This is a genomic window from Komagataeibacter oboediens, assembly GCF_018491655.1.
Taxonomy (GTDB): Bacteria; Pseudomonadota; Alphaproteobacteria; order Acetobacterales; family Acetobacteraceae; genus Komagataeibacter; species Komagataeibacter oboediens.
Genome location: NZ_JABLUU010000016.1, coordinates 55,121 through 71,205, shown reverse-complemented (window position 1 = coordinate 71,205; position 16,085 = coordinate 55,121). Strand labels below are relative to the sequence as shown.

Here is a 16,085-nt window from a genome sequence, read left to right as displayed (position 1 = left end):
CACTCCGGTGTGACAGTTGGCGCAGCCGCCCAAAGCGGTCGATAAGGTGGCGGCAATGGATTGTCAGGGCTGGTTTATTTCAGCAAAAGAAAGCTGATGCTGATCATTTCAGGGAATAGGGCACGTGCACCCGACCGGGCCGATATGCCGGAAGAGGCCCGTCGAAGGGAGAAGAAGAGTATGAATCTGCGGTACGGATTGCTTGCAGGGTCTTTATTGGCTGCCTCGGTTACCCTGGGCTCCGTACTGGTCTCCGCTCCTGTATTCGCCCAGCCTGTCCAGGGCCTGTATATCACCGGTGAAGGCGGCGCCAGCTTCAACCAGGGGCAGGTCATACGCCATTCTTCCGCGCGTGATGAATTCAAGACAGGGGCCACCGGCATCGGCAGCCTTGGCTGGGGACTGGGCAACGGCTTCCGTGTCGAACTTGAAGGCTTCTACCGCAACAACGACATGAAGACGGTGGGCGGCAATGCCGCGTACCATGCCCATGCCGATGGCCGGCAGCAGGAATCGGGCCTTATGGCCAATGCCCTGTTCGACCTGGATATCGGCAAAAGCTGGCTGTTCCCGTATTTCGGCGCGGGTATCGGCTATGGCTGGCAGAACATGAACAGCACCATTACCGGCAACGTGAATGGCCAGAACTACAGCCAGCATGTGGGCGGTACTTATGGCAACTTCGCCTATCAGGGCATTTTCGGCCTGTCCTTCCCCATGCCGTGGGTTGTGGGCCTGTCCGCCACGGCGGAATACCGGTTCTGGACCATGCTGGGCCCGCAGTCGCACCATTCCATTGTCAGTGGCAGCGCCACGGCCCTGTCGGCCATGAACAGCGATTATGGGTTCCGTAACGGCAACCGCGACAGCCGGACCGACTTCAACCATTCGCTCATGCTCGGGTTGCGGTACGAGTTCAATCCCGCCCCGCCGCCACCGCCGCCGCCTGCGACCGTCGCGGCACCTGCACCGGCGGAAAACCGCACGTATCTCGTATTCTTTGACTGGGACCGCAGCGACCTGACCGACCGTGCCCGGTCCATCGTGGCCGTGGCAGCACAGGCTTCAACCAATACCCAGACCACCCGGATCGAGGTGAACGGATATACCGACAACTCGGCCGCCCATCCCGGCCCGCAGGGTGAGAAATACAATCAGGCCCTGTCCATCAAGCGGGCGCAGGTGATCAAGGCCGAACTGGTGCGTGATGGCGTCCCCGGTCCGTCCATTGACATTCATGGCTATGGCGATGCCAACCCGCTGGTCCAGACCGCAGCCAACACGCGTGAAGCCCAGAACCGGCGCGTCGAGATCATCCTGCACTGATCCCGCATCCCGTCTGATCATGGAAAAGAAAAAAGCGGCGCCCGATGGGGCAGCCGCTTTTTCCATATGCGCGGCCCGTCAGGCCACGCGCAGGCAATGGATCAGACCAGCCCGGTAAAGAGCGAGGTGGACAGGTAGCGTTCGGCAAAGGACGGCGCGATGGTCACGATGGTCTTGCCTGCGTTTTCCGGCCGTCCCGCCAGCTGTACCGCCGCATGCAGCGCAGCCCCCGAGGAAATGCCCACCGGCACCCCATCCAGCCGGGCACAGCGCCGTGCCGCCGCGATGGCTTCACGTTCCGATACGGGGATCACCCCATCCAGCGCCGCAAGATCAAGCGTGCGGGGACAGAAGCCCGGACCGATGCCCTGAATGCCGTGCGGTCCCGGTTCATCACCATTCAGGATCGCGCTTTCCATCGGCTCGACACCATAGACCTGAAGGCTCTCCTTGCGGGGCTTCAGGCCGTGCGCGATGCCGCTGGCGGTCCCACCCGTGCCTAGGCCGGCAACCACGATATCGACTTCCCCCGCCGTATCGACCCAGATCTCCTCGGCCGTAGTGGCGGCGTGGATGGCAGGATTGGCCGGATTGTCAAACTGCCGGGGCATCCAGGCATTCGGGGTCTTTTTCAGGATCTCCTCGGCGCGCGCGATTGCCCCCGCCATTCCCAGCCGTGACGGGGTCAGTTCCAGCTGCGCATCCAGCAGACGCAGCATCTTGCGCCGTTCGATCGATGCGCCTTCAGGCATGGTGACAATCAGGCGGTACCCACGCGCGGCCGCGACGAACGCCAGCGAAATGCCCGTATTGCCCGACGTCGGTTCGACCAGGGTGGTCCTGCCCGGATGGATTTCGCCACGGCTTTCCGCATCCTCGATCATGGCCGCGCCGATACGGTCCTTTACCGACGCCAGGGGATTGAAAAACTCCAGCTTCATCAATACCCGACTCTGCAACCCGTCCTCACGGGTCAGATGCGGCAGCGCCACCAGTGGCGTTCCCCCCACGGTATCGACAATGGAGTCGTAGACCTTGCCACGAGGTGCTGCAAAACCATACGTGCGATCTGGTGGGGTGGTCTTTTTCATTCGTTATCACTCCTTGTTGCGGAAATGGCCTATTCACGCATACAATCTGTACATAATCCACCATCCTCCTGCACAGAAGCGTGGATAAATCGGGGGATTGCTGGTAAATGAAGCGGGCTGGTTTCCAAATCCATTCAAAGCGAGGCTGAACGATATGCTGCTCCGGCGGGACAGGACCATGATCGCAATCCTGATCATGCTTGACGTAGCCTTTCACGCGGGGCGCAACGGCACCATAAGTGCTGCCGACATTGCCGAGCGCGCGGGACTGGCCCGACGCGGGATCGAACCACTGCTGCAGACCCTGTCGCGTTCCGGGCTGCTGGAAAGCGTGCGCGGGCCACGCGGGGGCTACCGTCTGGGCCGCCCCCGGCGCGATATCCTGCTGTCGGATATCCTGTCCGTCATCACGGCGGAGGACAACACGGATGACGGGCCGATCGGTGGCCTGTTCCAGAAGGTGGTGGAACCCTGCTGGCAGGAATTCGACACCATGCTGGATGAGGAATGTCGCAAGATCAGCCTGGATGACCTGGTACGCCGGGCCGAACATGCCGGCATGCGCCGCCCCCTGCCCGAACCCATCACCTTTTCCATCTGATACGGGCCGGCAGACACCGCGGCACGTGTCCCGGCCCCACGGATGGGGGCCGGGACACAGGTGTTATTTCGCGCCGACAGCCGGTGCGGTGACGTTAGCCGTCACGTCCATGTATTCGCGCGGCTGCTTTTCACCCGTAATCAGCACAACGCGGAATTTGTCCTGGCCAGAATAGGCGGTGTTGGGCGTGTACGTCACGTAAGTGTGATCGTTATAGTTGTAGATGAACGCCTTGCCATGTTCAGGTGCCGGGGACACGCCAAACGATGCATAGGGGTGACCTGCGGAGGCGCGCGTCTCGATCGCGCAGTACCCGTCATCACTGCGCACCTGCATGCTGGCGGCCCTGGTGTCCTTGCCAGCCGCGGTGGGGCCGGTCACCTGACACTGCCCGGACGCCTTCATGTAGTTGTAGGGGTTGGGGGTTCCGCCGATACCACCAAGGTTTACGGCCGATTTGTTGTCACATCCGGCGAGCAGAATGCCCGTCGTCATCATGATTGCAGACAGTCGCAGTCGCACTCGTCAGCTCCGCTGTATTTGATACATACCCGTTATCAGGACAGTTTCGCCCGCGCCGTCCCGTAACGGTCTGGATCGGCACAACGGCTAACCGGTTTTGCATATGCTCTAGAGCAACGCACCCCCGTGGGAAAGACCTGTTGGTCCTTTTACGCAAGCGGACAGGTCCTGCCTGTGTGGCATAGCCCGCGCCGGGGGCGCTGTCATCCCACGTGGCGGGTCTGACGCATCTTTTTGAACAGGGAAGGATATCCCTCCCTTTTGGCGCGTGCCGGTTTGCGCTATAGACCTGATCCGGATTTCATTCCTGCCGGAATATGCGGGGTCCGTGCATTCCCCGTTGGCAACTGCCCCAATATCTGGAGAACCCGTCCTGATGTCCATGTCGATCTGGCGCGCTGGCGCTGCTGCCCTTGCCCTCATGGGGCTGGTTAATGGTGGGCAGGCACTGGCTGCCGGCCCCTGCTCCCCCTCCCCCGCGCATGAAGCCTTTGACGTGCAGGGCCTGAAAAGCGAGCTGATGGTCACGGCCCTGTCATGCGGCGCGCAGGACAAGTACAACAATTTCGTGACGAAATTCCGCCCCAAACTGGCCGCTGAGGAGCATGTCCTCAACAGCTATTTCAACAGCACCTACGGCCGCAATTCACAGCGCCAGCATGACGATTACATTACGCAGCTTGCCAATGTGCAGTCCGAACGTGGGCTGAAATCCGGCACCGCCTTCTGCCAGCAGCGCATGTCCATGTTCGATGAGGTGCAGGTGCTTGAAAGCTCCGCCGACCTGTCCAACTATGCCCAGGCCAAGGATATCCTTCAGCCGGCATCCTACCTGACCTGCACCGCGCCCAACCGCCCGGCCACCAGCACACGCAGCCGTACCACGGCCCGCCGCACGGTCCGCAGCTAGCTCAATCCCCGATGCGGGCATGAAGAAAAAATATGGCCGGGCCCGTGTCCGGCCTTTTTCATGCGCACAAGTGCAGGCATAGTCCGTGCGGCGTGCAGGGCCTTATGGCTTGACAGGACGCGACCCGACAGAACAAAAAGAACGCTTCATGAACGACGATCTTTTTTCCGCACCTGCAGGCCCCGCAAAACCCACCCGACGCAAGGTTTCCCCTGCCCCCATGCCAGATAATGCCAAAAACGGCCCCGATGCCTATGATGCCAGCGCCATCGAGGTACTGGAGGGCCTTGAGCCCGTGCGCCGCCGTCCGGGCATGTATATCGGCGGCACGGATGAGACGGCGTATCACCACCTCGCCTCCGAAATCCTTGATAACGCGATGGACGAAGCCGTGGCCGGACACGCCACCACCATCGACGTATCGCTGGAAGCCGGCGACTGCCTGACCATACGCGACAACGGTCGTGGCATACCGGTGGACCCGCACCCGCGTTTTCCCGACCGTTCTGCGCTGGAGGTCATCCTGACCACACTGCATGCGGGTGGCAAGTTTTCGGGCAAGGCATACGCCACATCGGGCGGCCTGCATGGCGTGGGGTCATCGGTGGTCAATGCACTGGCATCGCGCATGGAAGTCGAGATCGCGCGCGACCGCGAACTATGGCGGCAGGTCTATGAACGCGGCCACCCGTTAAGCGGCGTGGAAAAGATTGGCCCGGTCAACAACCGGCGCGGCACGCAGATCCGCTTTACCCCGGATCCACAGATTTTCGGGCGGCTGCATTTCTCGCCCCTGCGGCTGTACCGGCTATGCCGGTCCAAGGCGTTCCTGTTCCGTGGCGTCACCATCCGCTGGTCATGCGATCCGTCCCTTATCCGCAATGATGAGGTCCCTGCGGAAGCCGTCCTGCATTTCCCCGGTGGTCTGGCGGACAGCCTGCGTGACGAACTGGGTGACAAGGCCGCCCTGCTGACCGACCTGTGGGCAGGGGATGCGGACCTGCCTACCGGCCCCGACGGGGTGGATACCGGCCGCATGGAATGGGCGATCGCCTTCCTGGAACAGGGTACGGCGGCCCTGGCGTCATACTGCAACACCATTCCAACGCCCAATGGCGGCACGCACGAGACGGGCTTTCGCAACGCGCTGCTCAAGGGCCTGCGCAACTGGGGTGAACAGCGCGCCAACAAGCGCGCGGCCAGCATCAACGCCGATGACATCCTTGGCTGTATCGCCGCCAAGCTGTCCGTCTTCATCCGTGACCCGCAGTTCCAGGGCCAGACCAAGGAAAAGCTGACCAGCAGCGAGGCCAGCAAGCTGGTTGAAACCGCGCTGCGCGACCGTTTCGACCACTGGCTGGCGGGTAACCCGCCACAGGCGGACAACCTGCTGGCCTTCGTGGTGGAACGGGCCGAAGAACGCCTGCGCCGTAAGGAACAGAAAGACACGCCCCGCAAGAGCGCCACCCGCCGCCTGCGCCTGCCGGGCAAGCTGACGGACTGCACGCGCGAAAACGCGGCCGAGACCGAAATATTCCTTGTCGAGGGGGATTCGGCAGGTGGCTCCGCCAAACAGGCCCGCAACCGCGAAACACAGGCTGTCCTGCCGCTGCGGGGCAAGATCCTGAACGTTGCCAGCGCCTCGACCGAAAAGCTGCGTGGCAACCAGGAACTCCGCGATCTGGTGGAGGCACTGGGCTGCGGCATGGGGGAACGTTTCGACGCGACCAAGCTGCGTTATGGCCGCATCATCATCATGACCGACGCGGATGTGGACGGGGCGCATATCGCCTCGCTGCTCATGACGTTCTTCTATCGTGAACTGCCGGGCCTGATCCGGGGCGGGCACCTGTATCTGGCCCAGCCACCGCTGTACCGCCTGACACAGGGCGGCAAGAGCGTTTACGCCATGGACGATGCCGACCGTGAGCGGAAGATGAAGAAGGATTTCAAGCCCAACAGCAAGGTCGAGGTCTCCCGCTTCAAGGGTCTTGGTGAAATGCCGCCCGGCGACCTGAAACAGACCACCATGGACCCGAAGCACCGTACCCTGCTGAAGGTCATCACCCCGCCCGAAGATAGGGCGCTGACGCTGGAACGCGTGGAACACCTGATGGGGCGCAAGGCGGAACTGCGCTTCCGTTTCATTCAGGAACATGCCCGTCAGGTCGATAACCTCGACGTCTGAACCATTCACAACGACAGAAGCCCGGTCACCTGTCCCAGGGTAACCGGGCTTTTTTATACAATCCTGAAGAAGCTTCAGGGGATGCCGCCTTTCTGCAAAAAGACGGTACCTGAAACCTTTTGTTTTTTCAGCTTCAACCTGCGCCCGTCACCGGAACAACCTGCTGCGGGTCAACCGTGGCGACGGTTGTCACCGGATGCAGCAGACCGGTCACGGCCGGATCGAACACCCGCAGGAACGCCCCCGGATGCACCCCCATCCAGATCGTCACGACCGCCAGCGGCACCAGCACCGCCAGTTCCTGTCCCGTCAGGTCACGCAGCAGGGCGACAATCCCGCCACGATCCGCCCCGAACAGCACCCGGCGATACAGCACCAGCATATAGACCGCACCAAGGATCATACTGGTCCCCCCAAGGAAGGCCAGCCAGAACGACACATGCAGCGCGCCGACCATGACCAGGAATTCCCCCACGAATGCGCCCGTGCCCGGCAGGCCGATATTGGCCATGACAAACAGCATGGCCAGCGTGGCCAGCACAGGCATCTTGTGCGCAACGCCTGAAAATGCGCTGATTTCACGGGTTTCAGCCCGCCACGATACGGCAGAAACACAGAAGAACAGCGCCGCGATCACGATGCCATGCGACAGCATCTGGAAAATCGCACCATCGATTCCCTCGGGCGTCATGGTGAACAGCCCGATGGCAATCACCCCCATATGTGAGAACGAGGAATAGGCGATCACCCGCTTCATGTCCGTCTGCGCCAGCGCGATCATCGCGGCATAGATCACCGCAATCACCCCCAGCGTCAGCACCACCGGCGCGAACAGGCGCGCGGCATCGGGGAACATCATCACGCCAAAGCGCAGCAGGCCATACGCCCCCGCCTTGGACAGTACACCCGACAGCATGACGGATGCCGGGGTCGGGGCCTCGGTATAGGCATCGGGCAGCCACGCATGCAGCGGGAACAGCGGCAGCTTGACGCCAAAGGCGATGATGAAGCCCGCCAGCAGCCAGCACTGCATGGCATGGCCAAAGCCATGATGCTGCAGGGCCACGATATCGGTCGTGCCCGCCGCGTTCCACATGGCCAGCAGCGCCAGCAGCATGAACAGCGACCCGCCAAAGGTGAACAGGAAGAACTGCAGCGATGCCCATACCCGCTTCGGCCCGCCCCATACCCCAATCATAAGGCTGGCGGGCAGCAGGGTCGCTTCGTAGAACAGATAGAACAGCACCAGATCAAGGGCGGAAAACAGCCCGATCAGCGTTGTTTCCAGCACCAGCATGGCGATCATGTAATCCCGCACACGCCCCGTCACCTGGCGCCAGCCCCCGATAATGGACAGCGGGGTCAGGAACGCGGACAGCAGCACGAACATAAGGCTGATGCCATCCAGCCCGGCATGGTAGGAAATGCCAGCGCCGCTGGCCCATCCCACCTGCTGTTCAAACTGGATGCCCGGCCGGGCGGGATCAAATTCGGCCCACATGATCACGGCCAGCGCGAAGACAATGCCACTGGTCCACAACGCCACCCACCGGGCGGCGGTCTCGACCGTCTGGGTCGTGCCACGCGTCAGCAATATGGCCAATGCCCCGGCGAGAGGCAGATACGTAACTAGGGAGAGCAGGATCGGATGCACATTCGGTCTCACATCATCCATGGATAATGGCTGACCCTAGTGGCGTTGCCGCCGGAGAATCCAGTAAGCCCCCGCTCACATTATGCAGAGGGCACACCCATTCCCTACCCCACCATGCCTGTATGGCCATCCAGGCGGATGGCGTGCCGTCGCGTCACCTACGGCCGAACATGCGCTCCAGATCAGCCTTTTCCAGCTTCAGCCATGTGGGCCGGCCGTGTGAACAGGTGCCCGAACGGGGGGTCCGTTCCATGTCCCGCAGCAGGGCGTTCATTTCCTCGTGTGTCAGCTTCCGGCCTGCCCGTACGCTGCCGTGGCAGGCCATGCGCGCGATGATCGCATCCATGCGCGCATCCAGCGCATCGGCCTGCGCGGGCGTGGCCAGATCATCCGCTTCCAGTTCCTCGGCCAGGTCGCGCAGCATGCCGACCGGGTTTTCCTTGCCCAGAAGGGCCGGCATGGTCCGGACCAGAACGGCCGTACCGCCAAATGGTTCGATCTCGATTCCCAGCCGGGCCAGTCCGGGGCCAAAAGACAGCAGCACCTCCACCTGCCGCGCGGGCAGGTCCACCACCTCGGGCAGCAGCAGGCGCTGGGCACGGATTTCCCCGCCCAGATACTGCTCACGCAGGATCTCATGCGTCAGGCGCTCGTGGGCGGCATGCTGGTCCACCAGCACAAGCGCGCCGTCCGCCGTCTGGGATACGATATAGGTGCCCAGAACCTGCGCCACCGCCGCCCCCAGCGGGTGGTCGATGGCAGGCGCCATATCCGCCAGCGCTGTCTCCGGCTCATCGGGGACTGCCTTGCGCGCGGCAGGCAGGGCGGACAGGGGTAATGTCGATTCGGCAAAGCCGGGGGGCAGGGCCGTACCTGACGGTATGGATGCAGGCGACGGAGCGGCCAGACGGGCGGACATCCCTGCGGCATCGGCAGCACGTTCCGGCGGATACCAGATCCGCGCGGACGAAGCCCCACGCGACTGCAGCAGGTCGGGCCTGACCCCGGCAACACCCGCGCCGGTGCCCAGTGCGCGCCCCAACGAACCGATCACCAGCGCCCGCACGGCTGCCGAATCGGCATAGCGCAGTTCCGTCTTGGCGGGATGCACGTTCACGTCCACCTGTTCGGGCGGAATGTCCAGCGACAGGGCCACAACTGCGTGCCGTCCATGTTCCATCACGTTGCGATAGGCTACCCGTACCGCCGTGCGCAGCACCGGATCCACCACGGGCCGCCCATTGACCAGCAGCATCTGACCATTGGCCGTGGCACGGTGCACGGATGGGGCGCAGATGAAACCGCTCAGTTTCAGGTCCCCGCGCTGCCCTTCCACCGGCAGCAGGCCATCGGCATGTCCCGACTCCAGAATCGCGGCAACGCGCGCCGCCATGTCCTGCGCCGGCAGGTCAAGGATCAGGCGCTGGTCGAATTCCAGCCGGAAGGCGATATGCGGGACGGACAGCGCCAGACGGCGCACCACGTTTTCGGCATGGCTGGATTCGACACGTGGGCTTTTGAGGAATTTCCGCCGTGCGGGTGTTGCGAAAAACATATCCTCGACCAGCACGCGCGTGCCGGGCGGACCCGCGCAGGGTTCCACGTCCCCCACCGCCCCGCCTTCCACACGGATCGACCAAGCCGAATCACTGTCGTGCAGTCGGGACATGACCGTAAGACGGGCCGCGGCACCGATGGAGGGCAGAGCCTCGCCGCGGAAACCAAGGGTGGAAATGCGCACCAGCGTCTCGTCACGCAGCTTGGACGTGCAGTGCCGCTCCACCGCAAGCCGCAGGTCCTCGGGCGACATGCCGCAGCCATCATCCGTGACATCGATCCGGTCAATGCCACCCCGGTCCAGACGGATCTGGATCCGGCGCGCACCAGAATCGATGGCGTTTTCCACCAGTTCCTTCAGTGCCGCGGCGGGGCGTTCAATCACCTCGCCCGCGGCAATGCGGTTGACGACCTGTTCCGACAGGCGACGAATGACCGGCTGGCCATTACCAGAAGACATATTCACACCATGGACCGGATTACACGCATCAGGCCACATGCCGCGCATCGGTCAGATACGCGGTCGGACCATTTATTTGCTGGGACCGCTGACGGTCGGGGTCGCACCCTGCGTCAGGTTGCGGCCAAGGGCCGAATCCTCCCGCAGGCGGGCATTCTCGGCCTTGCCGTTGACAAGATTGCCGGCCCCACCACCGTGCCAGAACATCAGCTTGTCAACAAAACTGGTATCGGCGCGGCCCATTTCGCCCCTGTCCTCCTCGTTGGAGGCCTGCTGCGCTTCACCCACCAGGGCGGTCTGGCCCTCGCTGCCCGGGCCATCAGCCCCCTGCAGCGCCACATTGGGGGAAAGCGTTTCCAGCGCCTGCATGCGCGGGTTGGTGTCCTGCGCGCGCTGGACGGCGTTGCTGTTGGGGGCACCCAGTTCATCGGACGGCGGCATGGACAGCGGCGCGCGCGTCGTGACCGTGTATTCGTCCGGCAGGCTCCGCTCCAGCCCGAAGGCACGCGAAACATCGGCACCGGTGCAGCCCGATAGCATGAAGCCGCCCGATACAAGCATTGCACAGGAAAGGGGTCTGAGAGCAGAAATCGCCATATCTCGCCTATTACCGTTAGTGGAACGGTTCGGCAAGCATGTGCAGGCCGCTCCTAACCTAGTTTGCATCGCGATGACGCATGTTGTCGATAATCAGGATCGCAACACCGCAGTCAATCATGGCATCGGCAATGTTGAACACCGGCCATGACCAGCCAAAGGCATGGGCGTCAATGAAATCAACCACCGCGCCAAAGCGCAACCGGTCAATGACATTGCCGATGGCCCCGCCCATGATCATGCCCAGCGCCACCGCCACCCACCGGCGCGGGGTGCGCGCAAGCCATACCGCAAGACCGGCCACGATCACCAGCGCCGCAACCGAGAAGATGATCCGCCCCGCGGCACCCGCGCCACCCAGCATGCCAAATGTAATGGCGTGGTTCCACACCATGGTCAGGTTCAGCACCGGCAGCAGCGGCACGCTTATGCGCGCCGGCAGGTCATAGACATTCAGTATCCAGAACTTGCTGGCCTGGTCGGCCGCCAGCGCACCCAGCAGGCAGACGCCGCCCAGAACACGGTTGTTCATGAAGGTTACGCCCCGTCCTGCACCACATCGACACAACGCAGGCACAGTTCGGGATGGGCGCTGTCCTGTCCCACTTCCTCCAGCACTTTCCAGCAGCGCGCGCATTTATGCCCCGCTGCCACGCTGATGGTGGGAATGCCATGCGGCACGCCATCCTGCGCCCCGTCCTCGCCAAGGTAGATCGAACCGGCACCCGCGATGATGGTGACATCCGCCTGCGAGACAATGGTCAGTTCCGCCCAGTCCACACCCTCAAACCGGGCCGCCTCCGCTTCCGACAGCGGCAGGTCGAGTGCGGCCTGCAGCGATGACTTGACCAGCCCGTCGCGACGCGCGGTTTCGATTTCGGTCGTGATGACACGGCGTACCGCACGCAGCATGGCCCAGCGTTCACCCAGCGCGTCATCGTGCCACTGCGTGGGCAGTTCGGGGAACGGCTGCAGGTGGATGCTTTCGGAATTGCCGGGACGGGCCAGCCATGCCTCTTCCGCCGTGAAGACCAGCACGGGGGCAAGCCATGCGCACAGGCAGCGATGCAGCTGGTCCAGCACCGTGCGCGCCGCGCGGCGCTTCAGGCTGGATGCGCCATCACAGTATATGGTGTCCTTGCGCACGTCGAAATAGAAGGCCGACAGGTCAGCGGCGCAGAAACCGTGCAGCGCGGGATAGACCCCGACCCATTCATGCGTTTCCACCGCGCGCGCCACAAGGCTGCCCAGTTCGGACATGCGGTGCAGGACCCAGCGTTCAAGTTCGGGCAGCTGTTCGTATGGCACGCGCTCGGCTTCGGTAAAGCCATCCAGCGCGCCCAGCAGCCAGCGCAGCGTATTGCGCAGGCGACGGTAGAGTTCGCCCTGCTGCTTGAGGATTTCCTTGCCGATGCGCAGGTCCTCGTTGGTGTCCGAGTTCATGACCCACAGGCGCAGGATGTCGGCGCCAAGGCTGTCATTCACGTCCTGTGGCGCGATGACATTGCCCAGCGACTTGGACATCTTGCGCCCCTGCTCATCCAGCACGAAGCCATTGGTGACCAGCGCCTTGTACGGGGCCACGCCACGGGTACCGACACTTTCCAGCAGCGAGGACTGGAACCAGCCACGATGCTGGTCGGACCCTTCCAGATACAGGTCGGCCGGGAACGGCATGTCGCCATGGCCCAGCACGAAGGCATGGGTCGAACCGCTTTCGAACCACACATCGACAATATCGAACACCTGTTCGTAATCGTCGGGATTGCGGCCATCACCAAGGAAGCGCGCAGCGGGGGAACTGTACCACGCATCCGCCCCTTCGGCGCGGAAGGCGTCGACAATACGCTCCATCACCGCGGCATCGCGCAGGACCTCGCCCGTGCGCTTTTCCACGAATACGGCAATCGGCACGCCCCACGCGCGCTGGCGACTGATGCACCAGTCGGGGCGGCCCGCCACCATGGAGGTCAGGCGGTTACGCGCCTGGGCGGGCACGAATGTCACCTTTTCCAGCGCCGTCAGTGCGCGGTCACGTAAGTGCCCGTCGCCATCCATGCGGATGAACCACTGCGGGGTGGCGCGGTAGATGATCGGCGCGCGCGACCGCCACGAATGCGGATAGGAATGGACCAGCGTCGCCCGCGCCACCAGCCCGCACGGCGCGGTGCCTGCAGCAACGGCGCGCTGCATGGCCTCCAGCAGCGCCTGGCACACCGGCTCGGCCGCCTTGAACACATGGCCACCGGCGAACAGCGGCACCCAGTCGGCATAGCGGCCATCGTCCATCACCAGTTCGGTGACCTCAAGGCCATAGGCGCGGCCAAGGTTGAAGTCGTCCTCACCATGGGCCGGGGCGGTGTGCACCAGCCCGGTGCCCGCCTCGGTGGTGACATGCGCGCCGGGCAGCAGCGGCACGTCGAAATCATAGCCCTGCCCGCGCAGCGGATGGGCGCAGACGGCACCTTCCAGCGCGCTGCCAGGCAGTGTGTACAGCACATGGTGGGCCGTGACATTCGCCGCCTCGCAGAACGGGGCGATCAGGTCCTCGGCCACCAGCACGCGGGCCTCGGGTTCCAGTGTCGCATTATCGCCCACGCCATCGACGCGCACCACGGCATAGGTGATGTCGGGGCCATAGGCGATGGCGCGGTTGGCAGGAATGGTCCACGGCGTGGTGGTCCAGATCACCGCCGCAACGTCCTGCAGCGCCCTGGCGGGCGTGGGGTCGGTCACGATGGGGAACGCCACGTGAATGGCGGTGGATTCATGGTCGCGATATTCGATTTCGGCTTCGGCCAGCGCGGTTTTTTCAACCGGGCTCCACATGACCGGGCGCAGGCCACGGTACAGCAGGCCGTTGAGCAGGAATTTGCCGATTTCCCCCGCGATCGCCGCCTCGGATGAAAAATCCATGGTGGCGTAGCGGTTCGCCCATTCCGCCTGCACGCCCAGCCTGCGGAATTCACCGGCCTGGATATCCAGCCATTTCTGGGCATAGGCGCGACATTCGGCGCGGAACTGCAGCACCGGCACGCTGTCCTTGTCCTGCCCGCGCTTGCGGTATTCTTCCTCGATCTTCCATTCGATCGGCAGGCCGTGGCAGTCCCAGCCCGGCACGTAATGGATGCCATAGCCCGACATGCGGTGGGCGCGGTTGATCACGTCCTTGAGGATCTTGTTCAGAGCGTGCCCGATATGCAGGTGCCCGTTGGCATAGGGCGGCCCGTCATGCAGCATGAACACGTCACGGCCGCGCGCCTGCGCGAACAGGCGGTCATCGAGCTTCTCGCTCTCCCATCCCGCCAGAATCTCCGGCTCCCGCCTGGGCAGATTGCCCCGCATGGGAAAGGAAGTGGTCGGCAGGAAGACCGTCTCCCGGTAGAGATCCTGTGGTTTTGACTCGGACATGGCCTGTTCTGTTCTTCTGGCAAGGGGAAGTGCATGCGCGACCACCGGCCCGCGTGCAGGAAACCTTATGGGGACCACGGTGGCGCGTGGTCAAGTTCTGGCGGATATGGGCGCGAATTCGTGGGTGGACAGGTATGCCATCGCCTGCGTGCAGTCGCGCGCGATCTGTTCCTTCAGCGCGTCCAGCCCGTCAAAACGACGTTCTGCCCGCAGCAGGGTATGCAGCGCCACCGACAGGGTCTGGCCATACAGATCGCCCGAGAAGCCCAGCAGGTGAACCTCCAGCCGACTTTCCTGGCCATCATTGATGGTGGGCCTGCGCCCGATATTGGCCACGCCGGGACAGACCTGGCCATCCGCCATGCGCACGCTGACGGCATAGACCCCGCGCGCGGGTTCCAGATGGCGGCCCAGCGCGATATTGGCGGTGGGAAAGCCCAGCAGGCGACCGCGCTTGTCCCCGTGCTGGACCACGCCGCGAATCGACCACGGGCGCCCCAGTTCCTCCGCCGCGCGTTCGGGGTAGCCATCCTGCAGCAGCCTGCGGATGCGGCTTGATGAATACGGGCCCAGCGCATCCGACAGCGGGGGCACAACACTCAGGCCGATCCCCAGTTCAGCGGTCCGTTCGGTCAGGAAGGCGACATTGCCGCGCCTGCGGTGGCCAAAGGCGAAATCCATGCCGCAGGCGACATGGTGCAGGCCCAGCCCCTCATGCAGCACGCGGGTGACGAATTCCTCGGCGCTCATGGCGCTGAATTCACGGTCGAACCCGATCTGGAACACATGCCGGACCCCGAGCGCGGACAGCGCGGCAAAACGTTCCTGCGGCAGGGTCAGGCGAAAGGGCGGATCCTGCGGGCGGAACAGTTCGCGCGGATGCGGCTCGAACGTCACGACAGCCAGTTCACGCTCGGGCCGGGCCGCATGCAGCGCATGGACCAGATGGGCATGGCCCAGATGCACGCCATCAAAATTACCCAGCGCCGCCACCGTGCCCCGCGCGCTGTCGGGAATGTTGCGCCAGTCGGTATGCAGGTGCGCCTTCATGCCTGCCCCGCGCGGGGCAGGCCAAAGCGTTCGGCCACCTCATCCAGCGTCGTGGCCACGGGGTGGGTCGTGCCCGGCTGCGTGCCATCCTGCGGGCGCACGATCTGGCACGTGCGCAGGCCCGCCTGCGCTGCCGCATCCAGTTCGGCCACCACATCGGACAGGAACAGGACGTCGCCCGCCTGCCACTGCGCGTCCTGCAGGATGTTGACGTAGCTCTGCGCGTCCCGCTTGCCGCCCATCTGCAGGTCATAAAAGCCGACGAACACGCTGCTCAGATCACCTTCGGTCGTGTGGCCATAGATCAGCTTCTGCGCTGCAACCGAACCCGATGAATATACCGCCAGCGCCAGTCCCGCCGCGGCCCAGCAGCGCAGCGCGGGTGTCACGTCGGGAAACAGCGTGGCCTTCAGCACGCCATCGGCATAACCCTGCGCCCAGACCATGCCCTGCAATGCCTTGAGCGGGGCAACCTTGGCATCGGCATCCATCCATGCCTCCAGCTGGCGCAGCGGCGGCACGCCGGGGGCAAGACGGGTGATTTCCGCCACCTGCGCGCGTACATCCGGGTCATCCGCCCGCTTGCGCAGCAGTTCCGGCAGCGCCTTGCGGGCATAGGGGAACAATGTGTCATGGACGAAGGAAACCAGTATGGTCGTTCCCTCAATATCCAGCAGCACCGCGCGTACTGGCGGCTGCGTGGCCTGGGTCACGTTCT

At 63.6% G+C, this 16,085-nt stretch carries 13 protein-coding genes; 4 read left to right on the top strand and 9 right to left on the bottom strand.

The window, feature by feature from the left end; all coding sequences use genetic code 11:
• Positions 1-180: 180 nt before the first annotated feature.
• A complete protein-coding gene (locus HNO79_RS12935; RefSeq protein ID WP_029329527.1) occupies positions 181-1,326 on the top strand; it encodes an OmpA family protein in 1,146 nt (381 codons plus the stop codon).
• A 101-nt stretch (positions 1,327-1,427) separates the two neighbouring features.
• Here HNO79_RS12935 and cysK read toward each other — a convergent pair whose 3' ends face one another.
• Positions 1,428-2,417 carry a cysteine synthase A gene (gene cysK, locus HNO79_RS12930; protein WP_214165425.1) on the bottom strand — a complete coding sequence of 330 codons (990 nt, stop codon included), beginning with the start codon at positions 2,415-2,417 and terminating at the stop codon, positions 1,428-1,430.
• A 154-nt stretch (positions 2,418-2,571) separates the two neighbouring features.
• On the opposite strand from cysK, the gene HNO79_RS12925 reads away from it, so the two are divergent.
• Positions 2,572-3,018, top strand: coding sequence for an RrF2 family transcriptional regulator (locus HNO79_RS12925; RefSeq protein WP_026018474.1), 447 nt, complete (start codon positions 2,572-2,574; stop codon positions 3,016-3,018).
• A 63-nt stretch (positions 3,019-3,081) separates the two neighbouring features.
• Here HNO79_RS12925 and HNO79_RS12920 read toward each other — a convergent pair whose 3' ends face one another.
• On the bottom strand, positions 3,082-3,516 hold the full coding sequence (locus tag HNO79_RS12920) for a hypothetical protein (RefSeq protein ID WP_042658882.1): 435 nt from the start codon (positions 3,514-3,516) through the stop codon (positions 3,082-3,084).
• A 400-nt stretch (positions 3,517-3,916) separates the two neighbouring features.
• Between HNO79_RS12920 and HNO79_RS12915 the strand changes: the two genes are divergently transcribed.
• Both HNO79_RS12915 and parE read left to right on the top strand, forming a co-directional pair.
• Complete coding sequence (locus tag HNO79_RS12915; RefSeq protein ID WP_082071147.1) at positions 3,917-4,450, top strand: hypothetical protein; 534 nt, start codon at positions 3,917-3,919, stop codon at positions 4,448-4,450.
• A gap of 148 nt (positions 4,451-4,598) precedes the next feature.
• Entirely contained in the window at positions 4,599-6,638 is a 2,040-nt protein-coding gene (parE, locus tag HNO79_RS12910) for a DNA topoisomerase IV subunit B (protein WP_110507280.1), read from the top strand.
• 133 nt (positions 6,639-6,771) lie between these two features.
• Here parE and HNO79_RS12905 read toward each other — a convergent pair whose 3' ends face one another.
• From HNO79_RS12905 to mtnC, 7 genes are all read right to left on the bottom strand, one after another.
• Positions 6,772-8,313, bottom strand: coding sequence for an NADH-quinone oxidoreductase subunit M (locus HNO79_RS12905; RefSeq protein WP_244987541.1), 1,542 nt, complete (start codon positions 8,311-8,313; stop codon positions 6,772-6,774).
• A gap of 133 nt (positions 8,314-8,446) precedes the next feature.
• Entirely contained in the window at positions 8,447-10,309 is a 1,863-nt protein-coding gene (gene mutL, locus HNO79_RS12900) for a DNA mismatch repair endonuclease MutL (RefSeq protein WP_244987540.1), read from the bottom strand.
• A gap of 72 nt (positions 10,310-10,381) precedes the next feature.
• On the bottom strand, positions 10,382-10,870 hold the full coding sequence (locus HNO79_RS12895; RefSeq protein WP_010514827.1) for a DUF3035 domain-containing protein: 489 nt from the start codon (positions 10,868-10,870) through the stop codon (positions 10,382-10,384).
• Positions 10,871-10,964: 94 nt separating this feature from the next.
• Positions 10,965-11,438: a signal peptidase II gene (gene lspA / locus HNO79_RS12890; RefSeq protein ID WP_010514826.1), complete on the bottom strand. Its 474-nt coding sequence runs from the start codon at positions 11,436-11,438 to the stop codon at positions 10,965-10,967.
• Between the two features lie 5 nt (positions 11,439-11,443).
• A complete protein-coding gene (ileS, locus tag HNO79_RS12885; RefSeq protein ID WP_214165423.1) occupies positions 11,444-14,317 on the bottom strand; it encodes an isoleucine--tRNA ligase in 2,874 nt (957 codons plus the stop codon).
• 90 nt (positions 14,318-14,407) lie between these two features.
• Positions 14,408-15,367, bottom strand: a complete 960-nt coding sequence (locus tag HNO79_RS12880; protein ID WP_010514824.1) for a bifunctional riboflavin kinase/FAD synthetase — start codon at positions 15,365-15,367, stop codon at positions 14,408-14,410.
• A complete protein-coding gene (mtnC, locus tag HNO79_RS12875) occupies positions 15,364-16,080 on the bottom strand; it encodes an acireductone synthase (protein WP_214165422.1) in 717 nt (238 codons plus the stop codon). Before mtnC ends, HNO79_RS12880 begins: the two co-directional genes overlap by 4 nt.
• Positions 16,081-16,085 lie beyond the last annotated feature (5 nt).

What these genes read in the sequence shown, in the direction of transcription:
- cysK (WP_214165425.1), bottom strand. Translation starts at nt 2,417, where the DNA reads ATGAAAAAGACCACCCCACCAGATCGCACGTATGGTTTTGCAGCACCT.
- HNO79_RS12920 (WP_042658882.1), bottom strand. Translation starts at nt 3,516, where the DNA reads ATGATGACGACGGGCATTCTGCTCGCCGGATGTGACAACAAATCGGCC.
- HNO79_RS12895 (WP_010514827.1), bottom strand. Translation starts at nt 10,870, where the DNA reads ATGCTTGTATCGGGCGGCTTCATGCTATCGGGCTGCACCGGTGCCGAT.
- HNO79_RS12880 (WP_010514824.1), bottom strand. Translation starts at nt 15,367, where the DNA reads ATGAAGGCGCACCTGCATACCGACTGGCGCAACATTCCCGACAGCGCG.
- HNO79_RS12915 (WP_082071147.1), top strand. Translation starts at nt 3,917, where the DNA reads ATGTCCATGTCGATCTGGCGCGCTGGCGCTGCTGCCCTTGCCCTCATG.
- lspA (WP_010514826.1), bottom strand. Translation starts at nt 11,438, where the DNA reads ATGAACAACCGTGTTCTGGGCGGCGTCTGCCTGCTGGGTGCGCTGGCG.
- mutL (WP_244987540.1), bottom strand. Translation starts at nt 10,309, where the DNA reads ATGTCTTCTGGTAATGGCCAGCCGGTCATTCGTCGCCTGTCGGAACAG.
- HNO79_RS12925 (WP_026018474.1), top strand. Translation starts at nt 2,572, where the DNA reads ATGCTGCTCCGGCGGGACAGGACCATGATCGCAATCCTGATCATGCTT.
- ileS (WP_214165423.1), bottom strand. Translation starts at nt 14,317, where the DNA reads ATGTCCGAGTCAAAACCACAGGATCTCTACCGGGAGACGGTCTTCCTG.
- HNO79_RS12935 (WP_029329527.1), top strand. Translation starts at nt 181, where the DNA reads ATGAATCTGCGGTACGGATTGCTTGCAGGGTCTTTATTGGCTGCCTCG.
- HNO79_RS12905 (WP_244987541.1), bottom strand. Translation starts at nt 8,313, where the DNA reads ATGGATGATGTGAGACCGAATGTGCATCCGATCCTGCTCTCCCTAGTT.
- parE (WP_110507280.1), top strand. Translation starts at nt 4,599, where the DNA reads ATGAACGACGATCTTTTTTCCGCACCTGCAGGCCCCGCAAAACCCACC.